Genomic DNA, 26,618 nt, shown 5'->3' on the forward strand with positions numbered 1-26,618 from the left:
GCGCTGGGTCCGGACCACAGGCTTGGCCGCCCTGACCGGTCAGCCTCCGGCCCGGCGGTGGCGCCTGATTTTCCAAAGCAGATAGCGCGGGCCGCCCTCGAATGTGAAAGCCGCCTTCAACAGGCGGGCGATGTGGAGCGGCTTGCCGAGGAGCCAGCGCAGAAACCAGCTCCGCCCCTTGGCGCGGCGCGCGCGGCTCTCCGCCGTCAACGCCCAGAGCGCGTCATAGCGCGCAGGGTCGGCGTCCACGATCTTTCCGGCGCGCCCCGGACCCTCGACCCGGATCTCCACGCGGTAGGTGCGCGCGAAGAGCCGCCGCCAGGCCTCCGCGCCCTCGGCGCCCTCCGCCAATCGTTCGGCCCAGGCGGCGGCGGCGGCGACAGCGTCGGCGATGGCCGCGTCGACCTCGCGGCCGATCCGCTCGTCGCGCGCCCAGAGCAGCGCCGCCGGCTGGCAGAAGCGCGCCCAGAATGTGGTGTCGATCCGCCCCGGCGTCATGCGGCGGCGAAACGCGCCGAGCGAGAGCACGGCGGCCTTCGCCCTCAATCCTTCATGGCGCTCGGGATAGACATTGGGAGGCAGAAGCCGGCCGGCCGCCGCGGTCAGCGCGCTCTCGCCATACGCTCCCGCGCGGCCGTCGGTGAGGACGTAGAAATCGAGCATCCCTTCCGGCGACTGGCGTTGCAGGCAGGAGCCGTAGAACAGCACCGCCGCCACCCCCGGCCGCTTCGCCAGAGCTTCGGCGAAGGCGCGCGCTTCCGGGAACACCGGCCGCCGCAACTCGGCCGCGAGATAGGCGCGGAGTTCGGGCGACGGGCCCGGTCGCACTAATCGCTCAGCTTTTCGAGGTTCTCATCGGCGCGCCGCGTCGCGGCTTCGAACCGCGCCTCGAAATCGGCGAGATTCTTCTTCGGCTCCTGGTAGAAGGCTGTGAATTTCATCAACCGCAGCATAAGCCGGTTGAGGAACCTTCCGCGCCAGCGCATCGGCCGGTCGAAATCGAAAAGCAGGATCACCCGCTCCTCGTCGGTGTCGTTCCAGACTTCGTGCTCGAACGTGTCGTCGAAGGCGAAAGCCTCGCCCTCTTTCCACGCCCGCACCTGATCCGCGACGCGGATCCGGCATTTCTCCCGCTCGGTCGGGATGATCAGGCCGAGATGCGCCCGCACGATCCCCTTGGTCACCCCGGTATGGGCCGGGATGTGATAGCCGGGCGCGAGAATGGAGAACCACGCCGTCTGCACGTTCGGCACGCGCGAGAGCACCTCCGCCGTGACCGGCGCCATGGCGCAGTTTTTCGCCAGACGGTCGCCGAAGCCATAGAGAATGAAGGTCTTCCACTGCTGCGCCTTGGCGATGCGGTGCTGATCCGGGGAGACCTGCTCGAACCCGGGGATCGCGTCCCGGTGTTTGAGGATGGCGCGCGCTTCGTCCCGCATCACCTGCCATTTGTCCTCGAACTCCTTCAGGAAAGGAAAATGCGAGGAGTCGATAAAGGGCGTATCGGGCACGAGGCTCTCCCGAGCCTGAAACCCGGCGATCCAGCGCATCAGTTTCTTGCCGCGTTTCTTGACGAACTTGCGGATCGGACGGTTCAGAGTCTTGGGTTTGTCTGTTTTGATATCGTCTGCGGTCGCCATGGGCTTCACACGCTCCGTTATGTTCGTGGCGGAGATAGCCTTTCACACGCTTCCTGTCGAGCCGATCACCGGGAAAGAAACGTCACGGCCTCCGCGGCGGAGACGGTGACGTCGCCGTCTGCGCCCGGCGCGAAATGCTCCCCGTCCAGCACGAAATGGGCGTCGAGAGAGAGCGCGGCCGTTTCCGCCCGGCCGCTCCGGTAGGCGCGCCGCATCCAGCGTCGCGGCGCGCCGAAGGCGATGAACGGCGCCGCGAGAGCCAGATGCGGCGGGTCGCCGGCTATGTCGAGCCAGCGGATGGCTCCTTCTCCGGCGCCCCAGAATGGCGACAGTCCGAGGATCAGCGCCGCCGGCAATGACGTGAGCGCGACCAGGAGCCGAGGTTCGGGCGCGGCGGGCGCGGCCGCGCCGGGAGAGAACCCGATCTCTGACGACGCCCGAAGCCGCGGCGAGCGGATCAGCCTGAGAACGGCGAGCGCGACCTGCGCGCCATGGCGGGCGCCGATTTCCTCGCGGGCCATCTTCGTCGCGGCGGCGTAGGCGCCGGCGCCGAGCATGAAGCCGCGTATCGGCGTCTCGCCCGCGCGCTCCACCTTCAGGACCGGGACCCGTCGCCGCCGGAATTTTTCCGGCGCGCCGATGATCAGCGCGGCTTCCTCCGGGCCGATCCTCCCGCCGCTCCGCGCGATGAGATTGGTGTTTCCGGTGGCGCAGATCGCGAATTCGGGCGGGGCGTCGCCCCACAGCGGCAGCGCCCGGCTCAGAACCTCGCGCACCGTGCCGTCGCCGCCTTCGATGATGATCCGCCTGACGCCCGCCGCCTTCATCTCCGCCAGGGCCTCGGTCAGCGCGGTGAGAGTGTCGGGAGAGCGCGATAGCATCGCCGCGGGGCCGGCCATGCCGGCGCGCGCGGCGGCGCGGGTCGCGGCGCGGTTGCGAATATGGCCGACTTCGAAGGGCATGCGCGCTCCCGGCGGATTGACGCGACCTCCCCTATCGGCTGCATTGGCGCCCCGCAAGACGGCGACGCGAGGCGAAGAGCATGACCGGGTTCACCATCGCGCATTTCACCGACGCGCATCTGCCGCTTCATGGCCGATTCCGGGCGGCGGAACTCTTCGGAAAGCGCGCGCTGAGCGCGCTGAACTGGGCGCGGAAGCGGCGCTTGCTGCATCGGCGCGAGGTCGCGGATGCGCTCCGGGCCGATATCCTCGCCCATCGGCCGGATCATGTCGCGATGACGGGGGACGTGGTGAATTTCGGCCTGGAGCGAGAGTTCGCCGCCGCCGCGGCCTGGCTCGGCGGGTTCGGGCCCGGCGGCGCGATCAGCTTCGTTCCGGGGAACCACGAAGCGCTGGCCCGGGGCGCGGAGGGGGCCTGCGCCGCCGCATTCGCGGCCTTCACCGCCGGCGACGACGCCGATGACGGCTCGGAAAGCTGGCCTTGGATGCGGGTTCGCGGCCCGGTCGCGCTGATCGGGGTCTCCACCGCGATCCCGACGCCGCCTCTCTTCGCGCAGGGCGAAGCCGGGGCGGCCCAGATCGCGGCGCTCCGGCGGCGCCTGAGCGCGGCGCGGGGGCTTTGCCGCATTGTCCTCATCCATCATCCGCCGACGGACATGAGCCGGCCGCGCAAGGCGCTCCGCGACCGCGCGGCCGTCGCCGCCGCGATCGCGGAGGAGGGCGCGGAGCTGGTGCTGCACGGCCACAATCACCGAAACCAGTTGAGCTGGATCGACGGCGCCGGCGCGCGGGTCCCGGTTCTCGGCGCGCCCTCGGCTTCGGGGCCGCCGGGGCGCGGGGTCGAGCCGGCCGAATGGCGCCTTCTCAGCATCGCGCCGGAGTCCGGCGGCTACCGCATCGAGATTCTTCGCCGGGCGCTGGCGGCGGGAGGCGCGTTCGAGGTCAGGGGCCGCTTCAGTCTCCCTCCGGCGATTGAACGCGCTCCAGCGGCAGTGTGAACCAGAAGAGCGCGCCTTCGCCTTCTTCGCTCTCGACGCCGATCTCCCCCTTCATCAAGGCGACGAGCTGGCGGCAGATATTCAGCCCTATGCCGACGCCGCCATGGCGCCGCGCCGCGGTTTGCTCGGCCTGCTCGAACCGCTCGAAAATCCGGGTGAGCTGGCTTTCATGTATGCCCGGCCCGTTGTCTTTGACTTCGAAGCGCACGCCGGCGGGTTCGGCGCGGATCGTGACGGCGACAACGCCCTCGTCGGTGAACTTGACCGCGTTGTTGGTGAGGTTCGACAGGATCTGGCGCACTCTCTTTTCGTCGCATCGCCAGCGCCCGCGCGCGGACTCGTCGAAATCGAGCGTGACCTGGACATTTTTCGCCGTCTCCATCGCCGCGATCGCGTCGATCAGGGTCTGGGCCATGACGTTGAGATCGACGTCGCCGATATGGAGGCGCATTTCCCCCGCTTCGATCATGGAGACGTCCAGAAGGTCGTCCATCAGCCCGGTCATCGATTTCGCGGAGGCGAGCAACACCTGAACGAAGTTCCGCTGCCGATCGGAAAGCTCCGTATGGGACAGCAATTCCCCCATGCCGATCACGCCGTTCATCGGCGTCCGCAATTCGTGGCTGAGCGTGGCGAGAAACGCGTTCTTCACCCTGCTTGCGCTTTCGGCTTGCTTGCGCGCGCGCTCCAGGCGCTCACGCGTCCGCTCCAGCTCGAGGTTGCGTCTCCGGGTGACCTCCGCTTCCCGGATGAGCTTCAGCTTCGAGCTGGCGATCGCGGCGATGGTGGTGAGAATGCTGAGGTGATTCTGAGTGAAGACATTCGCCATGGTTTCTTCACTGTCGATCACCCCGACGACTTTCCCGTCGATCAACATCGGCACGCAGATTTCGCTCAGGGCGGGCTCCAGGTCGGGGATGTAGGACGGCTCCTTCGACAGATCGGCGATGATGATCGGCTTGCCGGTCTCCGCCACCCTGCCGGTCACGCCCTGGCCCATGCGGATCCGCAGCGAGTTGATGATGTCGTAGCCTTCAGGGTTTTTCGCGCCGAGCGCCGCGACCTGCCGAAGATAGGTTCCGAGCGGATCCGTCAGGTAGATCACGCAATCGTTGAAGCCCATCTTGCCGACGACTTCGCGCGCGACATGCCAGATCAGCGCCTGCTCATCGTCGATCGCCATGATGTCGACCGCGAATTTGTTGAAGACACGAAAAAGTTCCTCCCGCTCGAGAAGCGCGTCCTCGACCTCGGCGAGCCTGGCTTCCAGCTCGTCCTGGCGGTTGGTCATCCTCAAGGCTTTGGCCATATCGTTGTGGCGCCACTCCTCCAAAGCCGGCAGCTTATCAGAATCTTTAGGGGAGTCGTCGCGCATGCGCCAGAGGCTCTCGATCTGACCCCTGCGCGCGGGGCGGTTGCGGGATCCATTGTGGTTCACTAAACCCATTGAGCGCGCCGGCGGGGCGCGCGATGGCGGCGCGCCCTGCCCGGGCGCTCCCCGAGCCGGAGAGCCCGATGCGCCTGCGTCTCAGCACCATCGACGCATATCTCCTTCGCCTGATGGCGACGCCGATGCTCGCGGCGCTGGCGGTGACGCTCGCGGCCCTGTTGCTGGAGCGGGTGCTCAGGCTGTTCGAGCTCCTGACCGGCAAGGGGGCGCCGCTTGAGCTCGTGCTCTCCATGACGCTCAATCTTGTGCCGCATTATCTCGGGCTCGCTCTTCCGGCCGCGTTCGCTGTCGGCATCATCGCGGTGATGACGTCGCTGAGTTCCGGGAACGAGCTCGACGCGATGGAGGGCGCCGGTTGGTCGATCCGCCGGATCGGCGCGATCTTCGTCGTGTGCGGCGCGGTTCTCGGCATCGTATCGCTTCTTCTGTTCGGTTATTTGCAACCTTACTCACGCTATGCTTTTCAAGCGGTTAAGCATGAGCTGGTGAACGCCGCCTGGGACGCGCGGGTGGAGGCCGGAACATTCATCGATGCGGGCGACGGGATGACGATCTCCGCCGAGGAGGTCGATCCGACCGGGAGGCGGCTCGACCGGGTGTTCGTGTTGCAGAAGAAACCGAGCGGCGCGGAACAGATCCTGACGGCCGAACGCGGCGTCCTGATCCCCAATGTCGAGGCGCGGACGTTGCGGCTGCAGCTGATCAATGGCGTCGCCGTCTCCATCGGCCGCGATGAGGGCGAGGTTTCCGTCAGTTTCGACAGTCTGATGCTGGAGCGCGAGTTCGACCTCGACGACGAGATTTTTCGGCCGCGCGGCGGCTCGGAGCGGGAATTGACGCAACCCGAGCTTTTGGGAAAGCTGAAAGGGGCTGACGGCGCGCCCTATGATCCGCGCTATGCGGCGGAGTTTTATGGCCGGCTTGTCCGCGCGCTGGCGATTCTCGGCGTGCCGCTGATCGCGGTGCCGCTGGCGGTGGCGGGCAAGCGTTCGCCGGTATGGCGGCGGGTCGCGGTCGCGATGGCCGTTCTTGTCGTCTTTCAGAACGTGACCAAGGCGGTCGAGGGCATGGCGGCGAATGGAACCGTCGATCCGGCGCTGTCGCTCTGGGGGATTTGCGCGATCTATTTCGCGTTCGGCATCTGGCTCTATGCGACGACGGCCAGTCAGGGCTCCGACAATTTCGCCCGCAAGTTCTTCGTCGTGATCGACCGCTGCATTCGCGGCGTCGTCCATATGGCGCGGCGTGCGCGCGGGGCGCCGGCCCCGTGACGCTGGCGCTTCATCTGACCCGCGCGGTCCTGACGCGGATTCTCATGGTCGCGGCGGCGCTCGCCGGGCTCGCGATCGCGCTTGATCTGGTGGAGAGCGCGGCTGTCGTCCTGCAGCGCGACGATGGCGGGCTGATCCGCTATCTTGGCCTCCGGACGCCGCTCATCCTGAACGCGGTTCTGCCGGTGGCGCTGATCCTGGGGCCGGTGCTGGCCTTTCTCAGTCTCTCGGGGCGGAGCGAACTCACCGTGCTGCGCGCCTCCGGCGCGACGACATACCGGTTTCTGCTGCTGCTCGCGCCGCTCGGCCTCGTGCTTGGCCTCTGTCTTCATACGCTCAGCGACAGGATCGCTCCGGTGCTCGAAGGGCGGCTCCTCACCTGGCTGGATCCGCAGCCCGCGGATCAGGCGGGCGGGTTTTGGGCGCGAACGTCGGCGAGCGTGATCCACGCCGGCGCGTCTTCGCCGCGCGGCGATCTGATCTCCCGGATCGAGGTGTATGAGTTGGACGCACAGGGCCGGCTCGCCGCGCGGGTCAACGCGGCGACCGCGCGTTTCATCGATGGAAGATGGCGGCTCGAAGGGGCGGTGCGCCATGTGCCGGGGGGAACGGGATCGACGCGGATCGATGGCGAGGTCTGGGAGACGCCCCTGCGTCCCGCGAACGTGCGCGCGCTTTCTACGCCGTCTCGCGCCGTGGCGGGCAGGGTCGCGGAGCGGATCCTGACCGGGGCCTGGGCCGGCAATCGGGCGGCGGAATTTTATCGGGTTCGGGTCTATCGGGGATACGCGGCGCTTCTCGCGCCGCTGGTGATGTTCCTTCTCGCCGCGCCGGCGGCTTTCGGCACGAGACGTGGCGGCGGGCTCGGGAAGCGCGCGGCGTTGGCGGTGGTTCTCGGTTTCGGGTTTCTTCTTTTCGACGGCATGCTGACCGCGCTCGGAGAGACCGGCAATCTGCCGCCGCTGCTCGCTGCGTTCGGCGCGACGGCGATGTTTGCGGCGATCGGCGGCTATGTGTTGATTGCGTTGGAGGAGTGACCTGGATGGGGGAAGTCGACGTGCGCGAGGTTCGCGGCCGGGCCGAGATGAAGACGTTCATCCGGTTGCCGGGTGAGATCCTCCGGGATGATCCGCATTGGGTCGAGCCGCTGCATTTCGAGCGGGCGCAGTTCTTCTCACCGAAGCATAACCCGTGGTTCGCTCATGGGGAGGCGGCCTTTTTCCTCGCATGGGAGGGGGGCCGCGCGGTCGGCCGGATCAGCGCTCAGATCGATCGGCTGTCGCCGAAGGTCGAGGGCCGGGTGTGCGGGCTCTTCGGCGCGTTGACGGCCGTGGCTGATCAGAGCGTCGTCTCCGCGCTGATCGATACGGCGGAGCGCTGGTTGCGCGAAAGGGGCGCGGGCTGGATGCGGGGGCCGTACACCCTCAACATCAATCACGAGGCAGGGCTTCTGGTGGATGGCTTCGATAGCCCGCCTTTTCTGCTCATGCCGCATGATCCGCGCTGGCTTGGCCCGATGGTGGAGGCTGCCGGGCTCGTCAAGGCGCGGGACGCCTTCGCCTATCGGCTCGACACGTCCCAAGGGTTGCCGGACCGGCCGCGGCGTCTGGTCCGGCAGGCGCCGAAAGGGCTCAGGATGCGCCCCGTCGATCTTGGGCGATGGGACGCGGAGGTGGAGACCATCGCCCATATCTTCAATGAGGCCTGGAAGGAAAACTGGGGCTTCGTGCCCTTCACTCAGGGCGAGATCGACTCGATGGCGAAGGAGATGAAGCCGCTGATCGACCCCGGGCTCACCCGGATCGCCGAGCTTGACGGCGTTCCGATCGGATTCATCGTATTGATGCCGGATATCAACGAGGCGATTCGGGATTTTCGCGGCCGGCTCTTTCCGTTCAATATTCTGCGCCTCATGTGGCGGCTGAAACGCGGACGGATCCACGGGGCGCGGGTGCCGCTGATGGGCATGCTCCCCGGGCTCGAAGGGATGATCGCGAGCATCGCGCCGGTGATGCTCATCTATTCGCCGGAGGAGCGCTACATGGAGCGCGGATTCGGCGAACTGGAGTTCAGCTGGATCCTAGAAGACAACATGCCGATCCGGAAGATGATCGAAATGCTGGGCGCGCGGATCGCCAAGACCTATCGCTTTTATGAGCGGCCGCTGAACTGACCCGGGTCGGTGAGCCGGATCAGTAAAAGAGGCTGATGCCGATTCCGATCAGGAAGAGACCGCCCAGCCAGGCGAGCCCGCGGCGGATCAACCGGTTGCCGTTCACGGTCTCCGCCAGCGAACCGCCGACAAACGCGACGATGATGTCCGATGGCACGGCGGTGAGCGGAACCAGCACGCCGAGAACGAGCATCTGCAGGACGATGTCTCCCTTCGACGTCTCGACGAAAGGCGGGATGAAGGCCATGAAAAACAGGATCGTCTTCGGATTCAGCAGCTCGACCAGAACCCCCTGCCAGATGATCCGCGCATAGCTGCGCTTCTCCACCCGGGCGACCTCCACCGCGTGCGCGGCCTCGTCGCCGCGATGGGCGAGGATCATCTGTATCCCGAGATAGATCAGGTAGCCGGCGCCGAGGATCGTAATTATCTGGTACGCCGTTTCCGACCGGACGAAGACCGCTGAAAGCCCGATCGCCGCGATCAGCGCGAGAATGACGCCGCCGAGCCCGAGCCCGATCGCGGATGCGAGGCCCGCGGCCCGACTCTGACCGATGCTGCGCGACAGCACATAGAGCATCGAGGGTCCCGGGGAGGCGCTGAGCGCAATCCCCGCGAGCGCCACGACAAGTATCGTATCCATCGACGGCATCGCTCAATTCGCTCCGGCGCTGTTCATTCGCTTTTCGAAAGGGTTCTGAACCGGCCCCGTCTGATCCGTGGTCGCGGACCAGATCCTTTCGCCGCGGCGCTCGCGAAGATATGGAAAATCTCTTAACAACATACGCTCCAAGTGTAATCCAGCTTTGAACGCTTCGTACTTTGAAGGGTTATTGGGCGAAATCAAGCTGGGAAACGGCTTGATCACGGCGTCGTAATTAGCGGCGACGAAGTAGGGCATTGAAAAGCGTTCGGGGCTGAGGTTCAGCACTCGGTGCGGCGTCGAGCGGAACGCGCCGTTTGTCCATGCCTCCAGCATGTCGCCAATATTGATGATAAAGGCCTCCGGCTTCACCGGCACGTCGACCCACTCATCATTCCGCGTCATCACCTGCAGGCCCTTTTGCCGCTGATGCAGCAATGTCAGGCATTCATAATCGGTGTGCGCGCCCATGTTGACGCTCTTCTTCTGCGTGGTGGTGCGGGCGCGCACATAGTGCAGCAGGCGCAGTTGCGAGATCGGCTTCGTCATCTGCCGCGTCAACTCGCCCGTCGGCAGTTCCAGATGCATCTCCAGCGCCGCGCAGATGCGCAACCCGACCGAGGAGACCGCCGCGTAATACGCGCCGATCCGGTCCCGGAACCCAGGCAGGGCGGGCCAGACATTCGGCCCGAGCAGCAGGTTTCCCGCCAGATAGTCGGGATCGTCATGCGGCAGATCGAGGGCGAGGTCGAACGCCTCGTAATTGCGGTTCACTTCGTCGGCGTAGTCGCCCTTCTCGGTGAACGGCACATAGCCGCGATGATTCAGGCTGTCGCCGATATAATATCCGCGCTTCACCTCATCGGGCTGGGCGAAGAATTCCTCCGCCGCCTCATAGGCGCTCTCGATCATCGATTGGGAGATGCCATGATTGGCGACGTAAAAGAAACCGGCTTCGCGCGCGGCCGACCCCATCTGATCAGCGACACGTTTTATCGCCGCGCGATCGCCGGTCCCCAATGGTTCAAGATCTATTACTGGCAGGACATCTGTATCGGACATAGCCACCATCCCCCATTGCAACCTGTTTTGGGCTTGCGGCTCTCGCCCGCACTGGCGAGACCGCGACACGCCATGATTGCAACTGGCGTGTCGGTCAAGGAGTAATTAAGTTTGACGAGAGGTAAACGATATTTTGTGAAGAATTATTGGTAAATCTTAACGATTGCCTGCTGCAGCCGGAATTTTTTGAGATATTTCAATCAGTTATGGAAGGCTCCGCCGCCAGGCCGCCCTTCGGGATCACGGTTAAGAGATCGCATGTGACAGGCCGTCCGGGTGCTGCGGTTGCAGTGAAGTTCATCCGTTAACCATTTGCGAACCGGAGAATCAGCTGCGCGCTCCTTTCCTTCGCCGGCCTGCGCTTTGCCCACGCGCCCCCCGGCGGGAAGGGGGGCGGACGGGCTTATCTTTCCTCCGCCGGCCGCCGCTTTCGCGGGCCGGCGCCATGATCCGAGGGTCAGTCGGGAGGGGTTCGAACCACGAGGTTGCGGATCTCGGTCATGTCTTCCATCGCAAAGCGAACGCCTTCGCGGCCGAGCCCTGAATCCTTCACGCCGCCATAGGGCATGTTGTCGACGCGATATGACGGGATATCGCCGACGACGACGCCGCCCACGACCATCTCATCCCATGCCTGCTGGATCTTGTAGTAATCGCGGGTGAAAATGCCGGCCTGAAGACCGAAGCGGGAATCGTTGACCATCCGGATGGCCTCGTCCCAGGTCGTAAACCTCTGCAGGATCGCGGCGGGGCCGAAGGCTTCCTCGCATGACAGCGCCTGGTCGTCCGGCACGTTTTCAAGAAGCGTGGCCTCCAGCATCGCGCCGTCGCGCTTGCCGCCGCAGAGAACGGAGCCGCCCGCGGCGACCGCCTCCTGGATCCAGCCATGGAGGCGTTCCGCCTCCTTTTCGGAGATCATGGGGCCGATGAAGGTCTTGGGGTCCTTCGGGTCTCCCGACACAAGTGTTTTCGCCTTGGCGACGAGTTTCGCCTTCATGGTGTCATAGATGTCGGCGTGGAGCATGATCCGCTGCACGCCGATGCAGGATTGGCCGGACTGATAGAACGCCCCGAAAATGATCCGCTCGACCGCGTCATCGAGGTTGCGCGTGTCCGAATCCACGACCACCGCCGCATTCCCGCCGAGCTCGAGCACGACCTTTTTCTTGCCGCTCCGCGCCTTGAGATCCCATCCGACGGCGGGCGATCCGGTGAAGGAGAGGAGCTTCAGCCGATCGTCCACGGTGAAGAGATCCGCCCCGTCCCGCGAGCAGGGAAGGATCGAGAACGCGCCCTTCGGCAAGTCGGTCTCGGCCAGCACCTCGCCGATGATCAGCGCGCCGAGCGGCGTGCGCGATGCGGGCTTCATCACGAACGGGCAGCCGACGGCGATCGCCGGCGCGACCTTGTGCGCGGCGAGATTCAACGGGAAGTTGAACGGGGAGATGAAGGAGCAGGGACCGATCGGCACCCGCTTCCACATGCCCTGATAGCCTTTGGCGCGGGGGGAAATGTCCAGCGCCTGCATTTCGCCGCGGATGCGGGTCGATTCCTCGGCCGCGATCTGGAACGTGTCGATCAGACGGGTGACTTCGCCCTTGGAGTCGTTGATCGGTTTTCCGGCCTCGACGCACAATGAATAGGCGAGCTCGTCCGCTCGCTCCCGGAAGCGCTTCACGCAATGCTCCAGCACCGCCTTCCGCGCGAAGGAGGGCATTTTCGCCATGGCGTCGGCGGCCTCCGCCGCGCCGGCGATTCCGGCGTCGATCGCGTTGCTGTCCGCGAGCGCGCAGCGCGTCGCCACTTCGCCGGAGAATTTATCGGTCACGTCGAGGTCGTCGTTCGCGAAAACGGCCTCATTGTTGAGGTAATATGGATATTTCGCTTTGAGTTCGGGCATTTGGGTCGTCTCCCGTTTCGCATGTGCGGAGGCGGCGCGGGGCCGCCTCCCGTCAAAAGTCAGATCGCGGCGGACCGCTTCTTGATGTCGGTATTCAATATCTGGTCGTTCTCGCTGTAGTCCACCGGGCAGTCGATCAGATGGACGCCGGGCGTGGCGAGCGCGCGCTCGATGATTTTCGGCAGATCCTTCGCGGACGTGACCTTGTGGCCGACGCCGCCGTAACTCTCCACGTATTTCACGAAGTCGGGGTTCTCATACTGAAGACCCCAATCCTTGAATCCCATGTTGGCCTGTTTCCAGCGGATCATGCCGTAGGAGTTGTCGTTCAGGATCAGGACGACGAGGTCCATCTTCAGCCGGACCGCGGTCTCCAGCTCCTGAGAGTTCATCATGAACCCGCCGTCGCCGCAGATCGCCATCACCTTCTTGTCCGGATAGACGAGGCGCGCCGCCATGGCGGACGGCAGGCCCGCGCCCATCGAGGCCAGCGCGTTGTCGAGCAGGACCGAGTTCGGCTGATACGCGCGGTAATTCCGCGCGAACCAGATCTTGTAGACGCCATTGTCGAGGCAGATCATGCCATCCTCGGGCATGGCGTCGCGAACGACCGAGACCACGTGTTGGGGGTAGAGCGGGAAGCGCATGTCGTCCGCGCCTTCGAGGATCTGCGCGTCGTGATGTTTCTTGACCTCCATCATCCACGAGAAATCCCAGTTCGCTTCGCTCTTCTTTCTGACCCCGTTCTTCAGTTGCCAGACCGCGTTGCCGATATCGCCGACCACCTCCACCTGCGGGAAATAGACCGGATCGACCTCGGCGGTGTTGTAGGAGACATGGATCACCTCGGCGCCGCCGGGTTTCATGAAGAAGGGCGGCTTCTCGATCACGTCATGGCCGATATTGATGATCAGGTCGGCGCCGTCGATCGCCCGATGCACGAAATCGCCGGCGGAGAGCGCGGCGCACCCCATGAAAAGCTCGTGCCGTTCATCGACCACGCCCTTACCGAGTTGCGTGGTGACGAAGGGGATGCCGGTCTTGTCGATGAAGCGCGTCAGCATCTTCGAGGTCATCTTGCGGTTGCCGCCGGCGCCGATGACGATGATCGGCGATTTCGCGGCGTGGATCTTCTCCAGCGCCTGGATGATGGATTTCCGTTCGGGGACGGGGCGGCGCACGGCCGATCTCGGGATCGGACGCTGGTCGCTCTTCTCGTCGGCGACGTCTTCGGGCAGTTCGATATGCACCGCGCCGGGTTTTTCCTCCTCGGCGAGCCGATAGGCTTCGCGGACGCGCGAGGGAATGTTGTCAGCCGAGACGACCTGATGGCTGTATTTCGTGATCGGTCCCATCATCTCGACCACGTCGAGAATCTGGAAGCGGCCCTGTTTCGATCTCTTCACCGGCTTCTGCCCGGTGATCATCATCATCGGCATTCCGCCGAGTTGGGCGTAGGCCGCCGCGGTGGTGAAGTTGGTGGCCCCGGGGCCGAGGGTCGAGATGCAGACGCCGGTCTTGCCGGTCAACCGGCCATAGACCGCGGCGATGAACCCCGCCCCCTGTTCATGGCGAGTCAGGATGAAACGGATCTTGTCCGATCGCGAGAGGCTGTCGAGAAAGTCGAGATTCTCCTCCCCCGGGACGCCGAAAATATACTCGCAGTCCTCCGCCTCAAGGCATTCGATGAACAGATCAGATGCTTTGGTCATGTTTCCCCCTCTTCGCGTTCACCGGCTCGTCGGCTGGATAAGCCGGGGCCGGATCGGATGAATATTCCCGCACCTTAGCGGAAAATTCGCGTTTGCGTAGACCTTCCCGCCTTCAATTCGCGTCGATGGCTCCGGATTTCGCCTGGGGCCGGCCGGTCAAAGCGGAACGCCTTTGCGCCGTCCCACTTGTTGCAGGACGATATCGGAGCGGACCTGCGCCACCATCGGATGCGGCAGCAGGCGCCGATGGACGAAGTTCGCCAACTCGTCCAGCGAGCGGACGTGGATATGCAGCAGGTAGTCCGCGTCTCCGGTCAACGTGTAGGCCATCCTGACCTCGGGCAGCGCGTTGAAGAACGCCGCGATCTCGTCGACCATGCTTTCGGATTGCGCGGCGAGCGTGACCCGGCTGAACGCCTCGACCGTGTAGCCGAGCGACGTGGCGTTCAACTCGGCCCGATAGCCGGTGATCAGCCCCGCCTTCTCCAGAGCGATGCGTCGGCGTGAGCATTGCGAGGGGGAGAGCGCGACCGCCTCGGCCAGCGCGGCGGTGGTCAGGCTCGCGTCGTCCTGCAGCGCCGCGAGAATTCCACGGTCGAATCGGTCAAGGTCCATTCTTCGCGCCTATGAGGCCATCGTTGCGATAATCATGCGTGGTGGGGCGGCATCAAGATGACAATACACGAATTTCTCGTGCGACCAGGCATAATATCTCATGGAAATTAATCAAAAGGGAGTCGCAGCGATGGGACCGTTCCCGCATGACGCCGCCCCGGCCACGATCAGCGCCGCCAACCCCGCCGGCGCCGACGGATTCGAGTTCGTCGAATTCGCGCATCCGGAGCCGGAGGCGCTGCACACGCTTTTCCGCATGATGGGCTACACCGCGGTCGCGAAGCACCGCACGAAGGACGTGACGCTCTATCGGCAGGGCGACATCAATTATCTGGTCAACGCCGAGCCGGGCGATTTCGCCGCCGATTTCGTGAAGGCGCACGGCCCCTGCGCCGCCTCGATGGCCTGGCGCGTGGTCGACCCGCAGCAGGCCTTTGAGCACGCCGTCGCCAAGGGCGCGAAGGGCTATGACGGCGCCGACAAGGTGATCGACGCGCCGGCGATCCTCGGCATCGGCGGCTCGCTGCTCTATTTCATCGCCCGCGACGGCGGCTCGCCCTACATGAACGATTATGACTGGACCGGCGAGACCGACCCGAAGCCGGAGGGCCTCGGCTTCTTCTATATCGACCATCTCACCCACAACGTTCATCGCGGCAACATGGACAAGTGGTACCGGTTCTATTCCGGCATCTTCAATTTCAAGGAGATCCGCTTCTTCGACATCAAGGGGAAGATGACCGGGCTCACCTCGCGCGCGCTGACCTCGCCCTGCGGCAAGATCCGCATACCGATCAACGAGAGCGCCGACGAGACCAGCCAGATCGAGGAATATCTGCGTGAATACAATGGCGAGGGCATCCAGCACATCGCCGTCGCGACCAACGACATCTATGCGTCGGTCGATGCGCTCGCGGCCAACGGGCTGGAGTTCATGCCGCCGCCGCCGGATGTCTATTACGACATGAGCCACAAGCGCGTGGCCGGCCATGAGGAGCCGATCGAGCGGATGAAGAAGCACGGCATCCTGATCGACGGCGAAGGCGTCGTCGATGGCGGGATGACGCGGATCCTGCTGCAGATCTTCTCGAAAACCGTGGTCGGGCCGATCTTCTTCGAGTTCATCCAGAGGAAGGGCGACGACGGGTTCGGGGAGGGCAATTTCCGCGCCCTCTTCGAATCGATCGAGCAGGATCAGATCGACCGCGGCGTGCTCAGCGTCGCTGAATGAGCCGCAGGGCGCGCCGGCTCAGGCGCGCCGCACCAGAACGGCGCGAAAATCGTTCACATTGGTCAGCGTCGGGCCGGTGATCACCTGATCGCCGGTCGCGGCGAAGAACCCGTGCCCGTCATGGGCGCGGAGCGCGCCCTCGAGCGAGACCCCGGCGGCCGCGGCGCGGGCGGGCGTCTCCGGGTCGATGATCGCGCCTGCGACCTCCTCCATCCCGTCGACGCCGTCGGTGTCGCCGGCGATGGCCGAGATCCCCGGCGCGCCGTTCAGCGCCGCCGCCATCCCCAGCAGAAACTCCACGTTGCGCCCGCCGCGCCCCTTCGGGCGCTCGCCCGCGCCCAAGGTCACCACGGTCTCGCCGCCGGAGAGAAGCACGAGAGGCCCGCGCGCCGCCAACGCGCGGGCCGCCATCTCCGCGCCGAGTTCCCGCGCCTCGCCTTCGAGCGCGTCGCCGAGAATCACGGGCTCGACGCCGGCGGCCCGCGCGGCCGCGGCCGCCGCCTCCAGAGACATCATCGGCGCGCCGATCAGGCGGAATTCGGCGTTCGCGAGGCGCGGGTCGCCCGGCTTCGGCGTCTCCTCGGCGGCGGCCGCCAGATGCGCGGCGATCGAGGGCGCGGGCGTCACGCCGCGCTTTGCGAGGATGGCGCGGGCGTCGGCGAAGGTGGTGGCGTCCGCCACCGTCGGCCCGGACGCGATCACGGAAGGGGAGTCCCCCGGCACGTCCGAGATCGCCAGCGTCAGGATCGGCGCCGGATGCGCCGCCAGCGCCAACCGCCCGCCCTTGATCGCGGAGAGGTGCTTTCTCACCGTGTTCATCTCGTCGATCGGCGCGCCCGAGGCGAGGAGCGCCCGCGTCAACTCCTGCTTTTCCCGGAAGGAGACCCCGGGCGCCGGCATGGTCAGAAGCGCGGAGCCGCCGCCCGAGATCAGCGCGACGACGAGATCGTCGGCGCCCGCGCCTTTCACCAGGTCCAGGATGCGCGCCGCGGCGGCGCGGCCCGCCTCGTCCGGCTCGGGGTGCGCGGCCTCGACCACTTCGATGCGCCGCGTCGGCGCGCCGTGGCCATAGCGCGTGATCACCAGGCCCTCGGGCTCGGGGGCGCGCCCGCGCGCCGCCCATTCCGTCTCCAACGCCGCCGCCATCGCCGCCGCGGCCTTGCCTGCGCCGATGACGAGCAGTCGGCCCCTGGGCGGGGCCGGAAGATGCGCGCCGATCAACCGCGCGGGCGCGGCGGCGGCGATGGCGGCGGCGAAAAGCGCCTGAAGCAGCGCCCGGTCCTCGGAGTGGTCGATCATTTTGCGTTTCTCTCCTGTCAGATCTGGCCGATCTGACTCGCCCGGACGGTTTTTCGCAAGCCGCGCCGCTGCTTGCGATTGGATTTTAACGATCATCCGGTTACATACGGGCGGCAACAGGAGAAGCGAAGATGCCGATAGTCCGTAAAGCCGTCTTTCCCGTCGCCGGTCTCGGCACGCGCTTTCTTCCCGCGACCAAGGCGGTTCCGAAGGAGGTTCTGCCTCTCGTCGACAAGCCGTTGATCCAATATGCGATCGACGAGGCGCGCGCGGCCGGGATCACCGATTTCATTTTCGTGACGGCGAAAGGAAAATCGGCGCTGGAGAATTATTTCGACAGCGCGCCCGAACTGGTGCGCGCGCTGCGCGAAAAGAACAAACCCGACCTGCTGGACTTGATCAAGCCGGCGGACATGCCCTCCGGCGCGATCAGCTATATTCGCCAGCAGGAGGCGCTGGGCCTCGGCCACGCGGTGTGGTGCGCGCGGCAACTGGTCGGCGACGAGCCGTTCGCGGTGATCCTGCCGGACGACGTGATCGAATCGGAGACGCCCTGCCTGAAGCAGATGGTCGATGTTTACGAGAGGATTGGCGGCAATGTCGTCGCCGTGATGGAGGTCGGACCCGATCAGGTTTCAAGCTACGGCGTGATCGACCCGGTGAAGGACGACAGCGATCTGATCGAAATGAAGGGCATCGTCGAAAAGCCGGCGCCGGAGGTCGCGCCGTCCAATCTCGCGGTGATCGGCCGATATATCCTGAGCCCGCGCATCATGCGCAACCTCTCCGCGTTGAAGGCCGGGGCGGGGGGGGAGATTCAACTCACCGACGCCATCGCCGAAGAGATCAAGGTCGGCCGGCCGGTCCATGGGCTCCGGTTCGAGGGCACGCGGTTTGATTGCGGCTCCAAACTCGGCTATCTTGAGGCCACGGTGGCGTTCGCGCTCGGTCGGCCGGAGTTCGCCGATGAATTCGGAAAATTCATCACCGAGACCGCCCTGACTCTGAAAAACCGCTGATTCTGCGCGTCGAATCGCGCGAATCATTGCGCCGGAGCGAAGGTGTATTATCTTCGGCGCATGCGCGCCGCCCGAAGATCGGGCGCGCCGCCGTCCGTTGAAACTATAAAGGAACTGAACCATAGCTCGCAGACCGCACAATGCCCCGCCGACGCGCGACACTGGACCGCGCGTGAACGGGATGATCCGCGTTCCTGAAATTCGCCTCATCGATGAGAATGGCGATAACCATGGCGTGGTGACGCCGGCGCACGCCATCGCCATGGCGGAGGAGGTCGGCCTCGACGTCGTCGAGATCTCGCCGAACGCCAATCCTCCGGTCTGCAAGATCATGGATGTCGGCAAGTTCAAATACGAAAACCAGAAAAAAGCGGCCGAGGCGAAGAAGAAGCAGCGCGTCATCGAGGTCAAGGAAGTCAAGTTCCGGCCGAATATCGACACGCATGATTATGACGTGAAGATGCGGAACGTGACCCGGTTTCTGGAAGATGGCGACAAGGTCAAGGTGACGCTGCGGTTCCGCGGCCGCGAAATGGCGCATCAGGAAATCGGGCGCGATCTTCTGAAAAAGATCGCCGGCGAGGTCGAAGGCGCCGCCAAGGTCGAAAGCATGCCCAGGATGGAAGGGCGGCAGATGGTCATGGTGGTGGCTCCGAACCGGGCCTGACGCCTGACGCCTGGCGCCGCCGTCGCGCAAAGAGGTCGGCCGGCCAGCGCCTGGCCGACCATCCGGTTAGCGGATGCCGGCGCGAAGGAACGCTTGCACGAACTGGCGCTGGAAAATCAGAAACGCGATCAGGAGCGGCGCGACGGTCAACATCGTCGCGGCGGAGATCACCGAGATGTTCACCCCGCTTTCGGGCGCGGCGAAGATCGACAGGCCGACCGTCAGCGGCCTGGTCGCCTCTGAATTGGTGATGATCAGCGGCCAGAGAAAATTGTTCCAGTGCGTCGCCACCGAGACCAGCGCATAGGCGAGATAGGTCGGCCGCGCCGCCGGAACATAGACGCGCCAGAGCACGCCGAACCAGCCGCACCCTTCGATCCGCGCGGCTTCGTCCAACTCTTTCGGCACGGATTTGAACGCCTGCCGCATGAGGAAGATGCCGAACGCGCTGGCCATGTAGGGCGCGCCGATGCCGAGGATCGTATCGAACAGGCCGAGCCGGGAGACCATGGCGTAATTCTCCACGATCAACACCTCAGGCAGAATGAAGAGCTGAAGAAGAACGAGAATGAACACGATATCCCGCCCCGGAAAGGTGAACTGCGCGAACGCGTAGCCGGCGAGGGTGGTGATGACGAGCTGCCCGGCCAGAACGAGGCTGACGAGAAGAAACGTGTTCAGGAAATAGCGCAGCCAGGGCGCGCCGCTCCAGGCCGTCCGAAAATTGTCCAGCGTCCAGGACGAGCCCAGATTGAAATTCACCGCGTCGGACGTGCTGTGGAACGCCGCCCAGAAGGCGAAGATCAGCGGCGCGACCCAGATGACGGCGAGCGCCCACGCGCCGATCGTGTCGAGCAGCCGCGAAAGCGGGAAGGGCGGTTTTCGCGCGCTCATCTGTAATGCGTCCGGCGGTCAAGGATCGTGAACTGGATCGCGGCGATCACGCCGAGGACCAGAAGCACCAGGACGGTCATGGCGGCGGCGTGCGGCGCGTCGAAATAGGCGAAGGCCATCTCCCAGATGTAGTAGAGGATCAGTTTCGAGGCGTCCGAAGGGCCGCCCTTGGTGAGGATGAAGAGATGGTCGATCAGCTTCACCGAATTGATCAGCGCGTTCACCATCACGAAGAGCGTGGTCGGCGCCAGAAGCGGCAGCACGATCCGGCGGGTGTAGGTCCAGCGGCTCGCGCCTTCGATGTCCGCCGCCTCCTTCAGGTCGGGCGGGATGGTCTGAAGCGCGGCGAGGTAGAAGATCATGAAGAAGCCGCTCTCCTTCCAGATGGTGACGATGATGACCGCCCAGAGCGCGGTCTCCGGCTGGCCGAGCCAGTTGACCGGAGCGAAGCCGAACAGCGCGCCGATCTGGTCCAGAACGCCGAGGCCCGGCGTATAGAAGAAAAGCCAGAGATTGGCGGCCGCGATCATCGGGAGCACGGTCGGTGTGAAATAGGCGGTGCGCACAAAACCCCTCGCCGGGAGTTTCGAGTTGGCCCAGAGCGCCATCGAGAGCGCGATGAGGATTGAAACGGGAATGGTGACGCCGGCGTAGAGAAGGTTGTTCTTCACCACGAGCCAGAATGTCGGGTCGTTGAAGAGGTCGGCGTAGTTTCCTCCGCCGATGAATTCGGACGGATTCCGGCGCGTGCCGCGGGAGAAGAGGCTCGCCCAGACCGTCGCGACCGAAGGGATGAAGGCGAAGAGGGAGAGCAGGAAGATCGCCGGCGACAGCAGAAGCCAGCCGTTGATGATCCGGCGTCTGCGCTCCAGTCTGGCGTGCTCGTTCATCGCGGTCTCTCGGAAAGAAGGCGGCGCCGGGCAAGGCCGGCGCCGCGCTGGTCTTGTCGGCTCTTAGCGATAGGGCTTCAGAAGCCGCTCCGCGGCCGCCTGCGCCTCGGCCAGCGCCGCCTCGGGCTCCTTCGCGCCGGTGAGCGCGGACTGGATCGCGTTGTTCAGCCCGTCGCGGACCCGCGCCGTCTCGAAGGTCGAGAATTCCGCGACCGCGACCTCAAGCTGATCGCGCGCGACCAGCGCCTGCGGAAACTCTTCGCCATAAGCCTTCAGGGCCGGGGTCTCGTAGGCGGCGGGGCTGACGCCCATATAGCCGGTCGCGATCGACCATGCGGCGGCCTGCTCCGGCGAGGTCATGAAGCGGATCAGCTTCAGCGCCGCCGCCTTCTCCTCGTCGGTCGAGTCCTTGAAGAGGTAGAAGTTGCCGCCGCCCGTCGGCGAGCCCTTCCGGACGCGCGCCGGCAAGGTGGCGACGCCGAAATCGAACTTCGCCTCGTTCTTCACGGCGGTGAGGTTGCCTGTCGAATGCCACATCATCGCGGTCTGCCCTTCGAGGAACGCCTGGCGGAGCGTGCCCCATTCGACCGCGCCTTCCGGCATGATCCCGTGCTCGACCGAGAGCGACTTCCAGAACTCCAGCGCTTCAACCACTTCGGGTTTGTCGAAATAGGTGTGAAGCCCGTCGTCGGACATCAGCTCCTCGCCATTCTGGATCGCGAGCGCCTGGAACATCCAGTAGGGATATCCGGTGGAGGGGATCATCAGGCCGTACACGCCATCCCTGGTCAGCGCCTTGCCCATCTCGACCATCTCGCTCCACGTGGCGGGGGCCTTTTCCGGATCGAGACCGGCGGCCTCGAACATGTCCTTGTTGTAATAGGCGACGATGGTCGAGCGCTGGAACGGAACGCCCCAGGTCTTGCCCTCGACCCGGCTGTTCTCCATCAGCGCCGGATAGAAGCTGTTCAGCCACGCCTTCTCTTCATCGGTCGAGATCACATCGTCGAACGGCGCGATCAGATCCTGCTCGATCAGATCGTAGACGTCGATCGAGAACATCACCGCGAGCTGGGCCGGCTCGCCGGATCCGATCGCCGAGAGGGCGCGCACGCGGGTGTCGTCATAATTGCCGGCGTAGATCGCGGTGACGTCGATATCCGGATTTTCGGCCTCGAAATCGGCGACGATGCCGTCGACGACCTCGGTCAGCGCGCCGCCGACGGCGATCGGGTAATACATCGTGAGTTCGGTCTTCGCGAAGGCCGGCGAGGCCATCGCCGCGAGTCCGCCTGCGAGGACGGAGGATCGGAGGACGGGGGATTTCAGGAGTGACGTGATCATGGCGTTTCCTGTTTCATCTGGGGCCAATAAATCTGCGGTGCAGTGTCACGCTCTTCAGCGATCGGACCGGCGGCGCCGCGGGGGCGAGTCGCCGGAGGATGGAGTCGTCGCGGGTTCGAACCTTCGCCCGGTTTCGCGATCGAAGAGATGAAGATCGTCCGGCGAGAAGCCGAGCCGCATCCGCTCTCCCCGCTGCGCCCGAACCTCGCCGGGGAGCCGCACGGTGAGGCCCTCCGCGCGCTCGTGACGAAAGGAAAGGTACGTCTCCGCGCCCATATATTCGGATTCTTCGACAATGGCTTCGAGCGCGCGCTCGCCCGCCTCGGCGATATGAAGATGCTCAGGGCGAACGCCGAAGGTCAGCGCCCGGCCCGCGCCGAGATGGGCGTGCTCGGGGAGCGCGTCGCCGTCGATCAGCGCCATCGGCGGGCTGCCGATGAAGTTGGCGACGAACGTGCTGGCCGGCCGCTCGTACAGCGCCGCCGGCGGGCCGGCCTGCTCGATCCGCCCATCCTTCATCAGCACGACGGTGTCGGCCATGCTCAGCGCCTCGGTCTGATCGTGGGTGACGTAGAGCACGGTTATGCCGAGGTCGCGCTGGAGGCGCTTGATGTCCTTGCGGACCGAATTGCGGAGCTTGGCGTCGAGATTGGAGAGCGGCTCGTCCATCAGGCAGAGCGGATGCCCGGCGACGATGGCGCGCGCGAGCGCGACCCGCTGGCGCTGCCCGCCGGAAATCTCCCCCGGTTTGCGGCGCTCCAGCCCGAGAAGGCCGGTCATCTCAAGCGCCCGCGCGAGCTTCTTCCGCCGCTCCGGCGCGGGAACGCCGCGCACCTTGAGGCCGAAGAGGATGTTCTCCTCCACGTTCAGATGCGGGAAGAGCGCGTAGGACTGGAACACCATCGAGAGGTTGCGCTTCGACGCCGGGCTGGCGGTGACATCGACGCCGGCGATGCGGATCTCTCCTTCATCCGGCGTCTCGAGCCCGGCGAGAAGGCGCAGCGTCGTCGATTTTCCGCAACCGGACGGGCCGAGAAGCGCGACGAAGGCGCCCTCGGCGATGTCGAGATTGATGTCTTCGACCCCGAGTTGACCATTCCACTTCCGGGTGACGTTGGCGAGGCTGACGAAGGGGGCGCCGGTCATGCCGCCACCTCCTCGGCGATGTGGAGGCGGCCCGCGATCCGGTCGAGAATCTCGGCGTAGCCGGGGCCGGGGCGGGTCTCGGTCAAGACATGGTCCGCCTCGTCGATCATGCCGCCGAGCGCCGGCGCCGGCCGCCCGAACTTGGAGCTGTCGGCGACGAGGATCGCGACGCGGGCGTTCCGCCGGATCGCTTCGCGCGCCTGCACCTCCTCCTGATGGAAGTCGAGCAGGCTGCCGTCCGTGTCGACGCCCCCAACGCCGTAGACGCCGAAATCCGCGCGGTAACGCCCGAAGATCTCGGTGGCCTGGACGCCAAGGAAATCCCGGTCGGGCAGGCGCATCTCGCCGCCGGGCAGAATGATGCGATTGGAGGTCTCCCCGGTCAGCGCCATGGCGGCGTTCATGTTGTTGGTGACGATGGTGAGGTTCTTTCTGATGCGGAGCGCGCGGGCGACGAGCGCGGGCGTGGTTCCGACCGAGATGAAAACCGTCGCGCCGTCCGGGATCATCGCTCCGGCGGCGCGCGCGATCGCGTCTTTCGCCGCGGCGTTGATGACGCGGCGGACGTCGTACGCGGTGTTGACCGGCTGCTCGATCAGCTCCGCCCCGCCGTGTTTGCGTCGCAGGATGTTGGCGGCGCAAAGCGCATTGATGTCGCGGCGGATCGTTTGCATCGAGACCCCGAACTCCGCCGCCAGATCCTCGATGGTGACGGCTCTGCGGAGCCGCGTCCGCTCGACGATCTGGTGCTGCCTCAAACCGGTCTTGGTCAGCATGATGGCTCTCAAACGATCATTATTCTTTTCGTTTAGACGGTATATGTTACACTAAGATGACATTAAAGCATCATTTTCTTGAAATGGGCAGTCGGAATGACGAGATGGTCGCTCGCAGCGCCGCGCGCCATGAAAATCCGGGGTGGGGCGGCGCCGCGCGGGGGCGCCGCCGCTGATCCGTGCGCGTCGGCGATGGAGTTTCGGCTGCAATGGTGATCCTCGCGTTCCTGAGCCAGATCCTCGGTGCGACGATGTTGCTGCTCTACGCCGTGCGCATGGTTCGCACCGGCATCGAGCGGGCGTTCGGCGCCTCTTTCCGGCGTGTGGTCACGGCGGCCGGCGGGCCGCTCCGGGCGGCGGCCACCGGACTGGTTCTCGCCGTCATCCTGCAAAGCTCGGCGGCGGTCGCGCTTCTGGTGGCGGGATTCGCCAGCGTCGGCGCGATCGGTTTCGCCACCGGGTTGCCGGCGATGCTCGGCGCGGATCTCGGGTCCGCGCTCCTGATCCAGGTTCTGTCCTTCAGGTACGAATGGCTGGAGCCGGTCTTGCTGGCCATTGGCGGCGGTCTGTTCCTGAACGCTGAACGGCGCGTGGTGAAGCATGCGGGGCGGATCGTGCTCGGGATCGCGTTCATCCTGATCTCGCTCGGCTTTCTGCGTCAGGCGATGGATCCGATCCGCGAGAGCGCCTTCCTCCCCGCGATTGCGGGCTATCTCGAATATGATTTCGTGACCGCGTTCATCGTCGGGGCCGCGCTCGCCTTCGTCATGCATTCCAGCGTCGCCGCGATTCTGGTGTGCGTCACCCTCGTCGCGATCGACGCGCTGCCGGTTCTCGCCGGAGCCTCGCTGGTGCTCGGCGCCAATCTCGGCGGCGCGCTGCTTCCGCTCTGGTTGACGCGGGGCATGCCGCGCGTCGCGCGCCGGCCGCTGGTCGCCAATTTCGCGATCAAGGGCGCGTGCGCGATGGCCGCGGTTCTTGTGGTCAACACACTTCCGGTTCTGACCCATCTGAGCGCGGTCGGCGCGGGGCAGGCCATCGTCACCATTCATATCGCGTTCAATTTGATGTTGCTGGGTTTTCTGCCGTTTTGCCGGCTGTTCGAGGCGCCTTTGGCCCGCCTGCTCCCAGACGCGCCGACCGCCCAGGTCGAGACGCCGTCGGAGAGGAGATCGGTGCTCGACGAAGCGGCTCTCGAGACGCCTGGGCTCGCCCTCGCCAGCCTGCGGCGCGAAGTGATGCGGATGGCGCAACTCGTGCGGACGATGGCGGAGCCGGTGATGCAGGTCTATGAGACGGGTGACAAGGCGCTGGCGCGCCAGATCGCGCGGCAGGACGATTTCGTGGATTCCGCGCTGGACGGAATCCGCCATTACGCGGCCGCGATGCTGAATCAGCCGGCGATGAAGAAGGAGGACGCGCGGCGCGCGCGGGAGTTGACGGAATATGCGATCACGCTTGAATCCGCGGGCGATATCGTCGTCAAGCAGCTGCTGCCGCTGGCGTTGAAGAAGGCCCAGAAGGGGATCCGCTTCTCGGCGGCGGGGAATGCGGAGCTGGTCGCGATGCACGAGAAGCTGCTCGCCAACATGGACCTCGCCGCGAACGTGCTGGTCTCCGACGATATTGAGAGCGCGCGCCTGCTGCTGGAGGAGAAAAGCGAGATGGCCCGGAAGGAGCGCGCAAGCCGGAAAAAGCACCTGAAGCGGCTCGGCGCCGGCGCCGCGGTCAGCTTCGACTCCAGCAACATCCATCTGGAGACTCTGCGCGCCATCACCGATATGAACGGCCAGATCGCGGTCGTCGCCTACCCGATCCTGCATCGGAGCGGGCAATTGCTTGAGACGCGGCTGATCAACGACCTGGACAGGTGACGCGTGCTGAATGTTTCGATGAATTTTCGCATTGACCGCCCGGCCGCCCCTCGCGGCGCGCAGTGTCGGGCCGGCGCGTGTCCGCGGCGCGCGGCGCCTGTCTGATGGAGGCCCGGATCGACGCGTCCTGGGCGTTCGACGCCTATGAAGCCGTTCGTGGCCGGTTGCCGTCGGCGCGGCCCGGCTCTCCGTCCGTGCGGGTGCGGACGCTTGCGGATCTGACCGGCCAATTCGACGTCTTCCTGCTCGACGCGTTCGGCGTGCTGAATGTCGGCGACACCGCGATCAGCGGCGCGGCGGAGAGGATCGACGCGCTTCGGGCGGCGGGAAAGCGCGTCATGGTCGTCACCAACGCGGCGAGTTATCCGAAGCGGCTCCTGATGGAGCGCTATGCGCGGCTTGGCTTCTCCTTTGCGGAGACGGATGTGATCTCCAGCCGCGAGGTGCTGCTAGGCGCGTTGAGGACGGAGCCGCGGCGCCGTTGGGGCGTGATGGCGCCGGCGGTCTATGGCGACGAGGAGCTGGAGGATCTCGATTTCGAGTTTCTGGCGGAGGATGCGGAGGCCTATGAGCGCGCCGAGGGGTTTGTCCTGCTCGGCTCCGGAGACTGGACCGAGGCGCGGCAGAGCCTGCTGGAGGCGACGCTCGCGCGCGCGCCGCGCCCGGTCATGGTCGGCAATCCGGATATCGTCGCGCCGCGCGAATTCGGGCTCTCGCGCGAGCCGGGGTATTTCGCGCACCGGCTCGCCCGGATCGAGGGCGTGGCGCCGGTGTTCTTCGGCAAGCCGTTCGGGCGGGTCTTCCACACGGCGCTGGCCCGGGCCCCCGAGGCGGCGCCGGCCCGCGTCGCGATGGTCGGCGATACGCTTCACACCGATATTCTGGGCGCTTCCGCGCTTGGCCTCGGCTCGGTGCTGATCACCGGCCATGGCGCGCTGAAGGGAGAGGATATCGACGCCGCCTGCGCGCGCGCCGGAATAACGCCCTCCTTCATCGCCCCCGATCCGTAGCCCCGCGGCCCGGCCGCCCGGCCCGGGCGCGATGGATTTCCG

Annotated in this window: 24 protein-coding genes; 9 read left to right on the forward strand and 15 right to left on the reverse strand. The window is 65.5% G+C overall.

Annotated elements, in window-relative coordinates; all coding sequences use genetic code 11:
- Positions 1 to 39: 39 nt before the first annotated feature.
- From WG921_RS06225 to WG921_RS06235, 3 genes are all read right to left on the reverse strand, one after another.
- Positions 40 to 828, reverse strand: a complete 789-nt coding sequence (locus tag WG921_RS06225) for a hypothetical protein (protein WP_340108338.1) — start codon at positions 826 to 828, stop codon at positions 40 to 42.
- Entirely contained in the window at positions 828 to 1,640 is an 813-nt protein-coding gene (locus tag WG921_RS06230) for an aspartyl/asparaginyl beta-hydroxylase domain-containing protein (protein ID WP_340108339.1), read from the reverse strand. The genes WG921_RS06225 and WG921_RS06230 overlap by 1 nt, the downstream gene beginning before the upstream one ends.
- Positions 1,641 to 1,705: 65 nt before the next feature.
- The gene (locus WG921_RS06235) at positions 1,706 to 2,602 is read right to left on the reverse strand and encodes a diacylglycerol kinase family protein (RefSeq protein WP_340108340.1); all 897 of its coding nucleotides are present in this window, start codon (positions 2,600 to 2,602) and stop codon (positions 1,706 to 1,708) included.
- Positions 2,603 to 2,682: 80 nt separating this feature from the next.
- Here WG921_RS06235 and WG921_RS06240 point away from each other — a divergent pair, with 80 nt between their 5' ends.
- Entirely contained in the window at positions 2,683 to 3,600 is a 918-nt protein-coding gene (locus WG921_RS06240) for a metallophosphoesterase family protein (RefSeq protein WP_340108341.1), read from the forward strand.
- Here WG921_RS06240 and WG921_RS06245 read toward each other — a convergent pair.
- A complete protein-coding gene (locus WG921_RS06245; protein ID WP_340108342.1) occupies positions 3,557 to 4,891 on the reverse strand; it encodes a GAF domain-containing sensor histidine kinase in 1,335 nt (444 codons plus the stop codon). The genes WG921_RS06240 and WG921_RS06245 overlap by 44 nt on opposite strands.
- A gap of 224 nt (positions 4,892 to 5,115) precedes the next feature.
- Here WG921_RS06245 and WG921_RS06250 point away from each other — a divergent pair, with 224 nt between their 5' ends.
- Genes WG921_RS06250 through WG921_RS06260 form a run of 3 tightly spaced genes read left to right on the forward strand, consistent with a single transcriptional unit; the run spans position 5,116 to position 8,494 of the window.
- The gene (locus tag WG921_RS06250; protein WP_340108343.1) at positions 5,116 to 6,321 is read left to right on the forward strand and encodes an LptF/LptG family permease; all 1,206 of its coding nucleotides are present in this window, start codon (positions 5,116 to 5,118) and stop codon (positions 6,319 to 6,321) included.
- Positions 6,318 to 7,358 carry an LptF/LptG family permease gene (locus WG921_RS06255; protein ID WP_340108344.1) on the forward strand — a complete coding sequence of 347 codons (1,041 nt, stop codon included), beginning with the start codon at positions 6,318 to 6,320 and terminating at the stop codon, positions 7,356 to 7,358. The genes WG921_RS06250 and WG921_RS06255 overlap by 4 nt, the downstream gene beginning before the upstream one ends.
- 5 nt (positions 7,359 to 7,363) lie before the next feature.
- Positions 7,364 to 8,494: an N-acetyltransferase gene (locus WG921_RS06260; protein WP_340108345.1), complete on the forward strand. Its 1,131-nt coding sequence runs from the start codon at positions 7,364 to 7,366 to the stop codon at positions 8,492 to 8,494.
- A 19-nt stretch (positions 8,495 to 8,513) separates the two neighbouring features.
- Here WG921_RS06260 and WG921_RS06265 read toward each other — a convergent pair whose 3' ends face one another.
- From WG921_RS06265 to WG921_RS06285, 5 genes are all read right to left on the reverse strand, one after another.
- Positions 8,514 to 9,137 (reverse strand): LysE family translocator, encoded by a 624-nt coding sequence (locus tag WG921_RS06265; protein ID WP_340108346.1) that lies wholly within the window; start codon positions 9,135 to 9,137, stop codon positions 8,514 to 8,516.
- Between the two features lie 12 nt (positions 9,138 to 9,149).
- The gene (locus tag WG921_RS06270) at positions 9,150 to 10,220 is read right to left on the reverse strand and encodes an isopenicillin N synthase family dioxygenase (protein WP_340108347.1); all 1,071 of its coding nucleotides are present in this window, start codon (positions 10,218 to 10,220) and stop codon (positions 9,150 to 9,152) included.
- 436 nt (positions 10,221 to 10,656) lie between these two features.
- Complete coding sequence (locus WG921_RS06275; RefSeq protein WP_340108348.1) at positions 10,657 to 12,099, reverse strand: aldehyde dehydrogenase family protein; 1,443 nt, start codon at positions 12,097 to 12,099, stop codon at positions 10,657 to 10,659.
- A 59-nt stretch (positions 12,100 to 12,158) separates the two neighbouring features.
- Complete coding sequence (locus WG921_RS06280; protein WP_340108349.1) at positions 12,159 to 13,811, reverse strand: acetolactate synthase large subunit; 1,653 nt, start codon at positions 13,809 to 13,811, stop codon at positions 12,159 to 12,161.
- Between the two features lie 156 nt (positions 13,812 to 13,967).
- Positions 13,968 to 14,426 carry an Lrp/AsnC family transcriptional regulator gene (locus WG921_RS06285; RefSeq protein ID WP_340108350.1) on the reverse strand — a complete coding sequence of 153 codons (459 nt, stop codon included), beginning with the start codon at positions 14,424 to 14,426 and terminating at the stop codon, positions 13,968 to 13,970.
- A gap of 130 nt (positions 14,427 to 14,556) precedes the next feature.
- Here WG921_RS06285 and hppD point away from each other — a divergent pair, with 130 nt between their 5' ends.
- Positions 14,557 to 15,657, forward strand: coding sequence for a 4-hydroxyphenylpyruvate dioxygenase (gene hppD / locus WG921_RS06290; protein ID WP_340108351.1), 1,101 nt, complete (start codon positions 14,557 to 14,559; stop codon positions 15,655 to 15,657).
- Positions 15,658 to 15,675: 18 nt separating this feature from the next.
- On the opposite strand, the gene WG921_RS06295 is transcribed toward hppD, so the two are convergent.
- The gene (locus tag WG921_RS06295; RefSeq protein ID WP_340108352.1) at positions 15,676 to 16,956 is read right to left on the reverse strand and encodes a glycerate kinase type-2 family protein; all 1,281 of its coding nucleotides are present in this window, start codon (positions 16,954 to 16,956) and stop codon (positions 15,676 to 15,678) included.
- Positions 16,957 to 17,087: 131 nt separating this feature from the next.
- On the opposite strand from WG921_RS06295, the gene galU reads away from it, so the two are divergent.
- Both galU and infC read left to right on the forward strand, forming a co-directional pair.
- Positions 17,088 to 17,975 (forward strand): UTP--glucose-1-phosphate uridylyltransferase GalU, encoded by an 888-nt coding sequence (gene galU / locus WG921_RS06300; RefSeq protein ID WP_340108353.1) that lies wholly within the window; start codon positions 17,088 to 17,090, stop codon positions 17,973 to 17,975.
- A 172-nt stretch (positions 17,976 to 18,147) separates the two neighbouring features.
- A complete protein-coding gene (infC, locus tag WG921_RS06305) occupies positions 18,148 to 18,642 on the forward strand; it encodes a translation initiation factor IF-3 (RefSeq protein ID WP_340108354.1) in 495 nt (164 codons plus the stop codon).
- 66 nt (positions 18,643 to 18,708) lie between these two features.
- Here infC and WG921_RS06310 read toward each other — a convergent pair whose 3' ends face one another.
- The 5 genes from WG921_RS06310 to WG921_RS06330 all read right to left on the reverse strand — a co-directional run bounded on the left by WG921_RS06310 (position 18,709) and on the right by WG921_RS06330 (position 23,692).
- Positions 18,709 to 19,536 (reverse strand): carbohydrate ABC transporter permease, encoded by an 828-nt coding sequence (locus WG921_RS06310; protein WP_340108355.1) that lies wholly within the window; start codon positions 19,534 to 19,536, stop codon positions 18,709 to 18,711.
- Positions 19,533 to 20,426 carry a carbohydrate ABC transporter permease gene (locus WG921_RS06315; protein WP_340108356.1) on the reverse strand — a complete coding sequence of 298 codons (894 nt, stop codon included), beginning with the start codon at positions 20,424 to 20,426 and terminating at the stop codon, positions 19,533 to 19,535. Before WG921_RS06315 ends, WG921_RS06310 begins: the two co-directional genes overlap by 4 nt.
- 63 nt (positions 20,427 to 20,489) lie before the next feature.
- Entirely contained in the window at positions 20,490 to 21,704 is a 1,215-nt protein-coding gene (locus tag WG921_RS06320) for an ABC transporter substrate-binding protein (protein ID WP_340108478.1), read from the reverse strand.
- A gap of 120 nt (positions 21,705 to 21,824) precedes the next feature.
- Positions 21,825 to 22,916 (reverse strand): ABC transporter ATP-binding protein, encoded by a 1,092-nt coding sequence (locus WG921_RS06325; RefSeq protein WP_340108357.1) that lies wholly within the window; start codon positions 22,914 to 22,916, stop codon positions 21,825 to 21,827.
- The gene (locus WG921_RS06330) at positions 22,913 to 23,692 is read right to left on the reverse strand and encodes a DeoR/GlpR family DNA-binding transcription regulator (protein WP_340108358.1); all 780 of its coding nucleotides are present in this window, start codon (positions 23,690 to 23,692) and stop codon (positions 22,913 to 22,915) included. The genes WG921_RS06325 and WG921_RS06330 overlap by 4 nt, the downstream gene beginning before the upstream one ends.
- A 209-nt stretch (positions 23,693 to 23,901) precedes the next feature.
- Here WG921_RS06330 and WG921_RS06335 point away from each other — a divergent pair, with 209 nt between their 5' ends.
- Together WG921_RS06335 and WG921_RS06340 are read left to right on the forward strand one after the other, a co-directional pair.
- On the forward strand, positions 23,902 to 25,566 hold the full coding sequence (locus WG921_RS06335; RefSeq protein ID WP_340108359.1) for a Na/Pi cotransporter family protein: 1,665 nt from the start codon (positions 23,902 to 23,904) through the stop codon (positions 25,564 to 25,566).
- Positions 25,567 to 25,670: 104 nt separating this feature from the next.
- Positions 25,671 to 26,576 (forward strand): HAD-IIA family hydrolase, encoded by a 906-nt coding sequence (locus tag WG921_RS06340; protein WP_340108360.1) that lies wholly within the window; start codon positions 25,671 to 25,673, stop codon positions 26,574 to 26,576.
- The last annotated feature ends 42 nt before the right edge of the window (positions 26,577 to 26,618 follow it).

The organism is Paludibacillus litoralis, from assembly GCF_037646705.1.
Classification (GTDB): Bacteria; Pseudomonadota; Alphaproteobacteria; order Rhodobacterales; family Rhodobacteraceae; genus Pikeienuella; species Pikeienuella litoralis.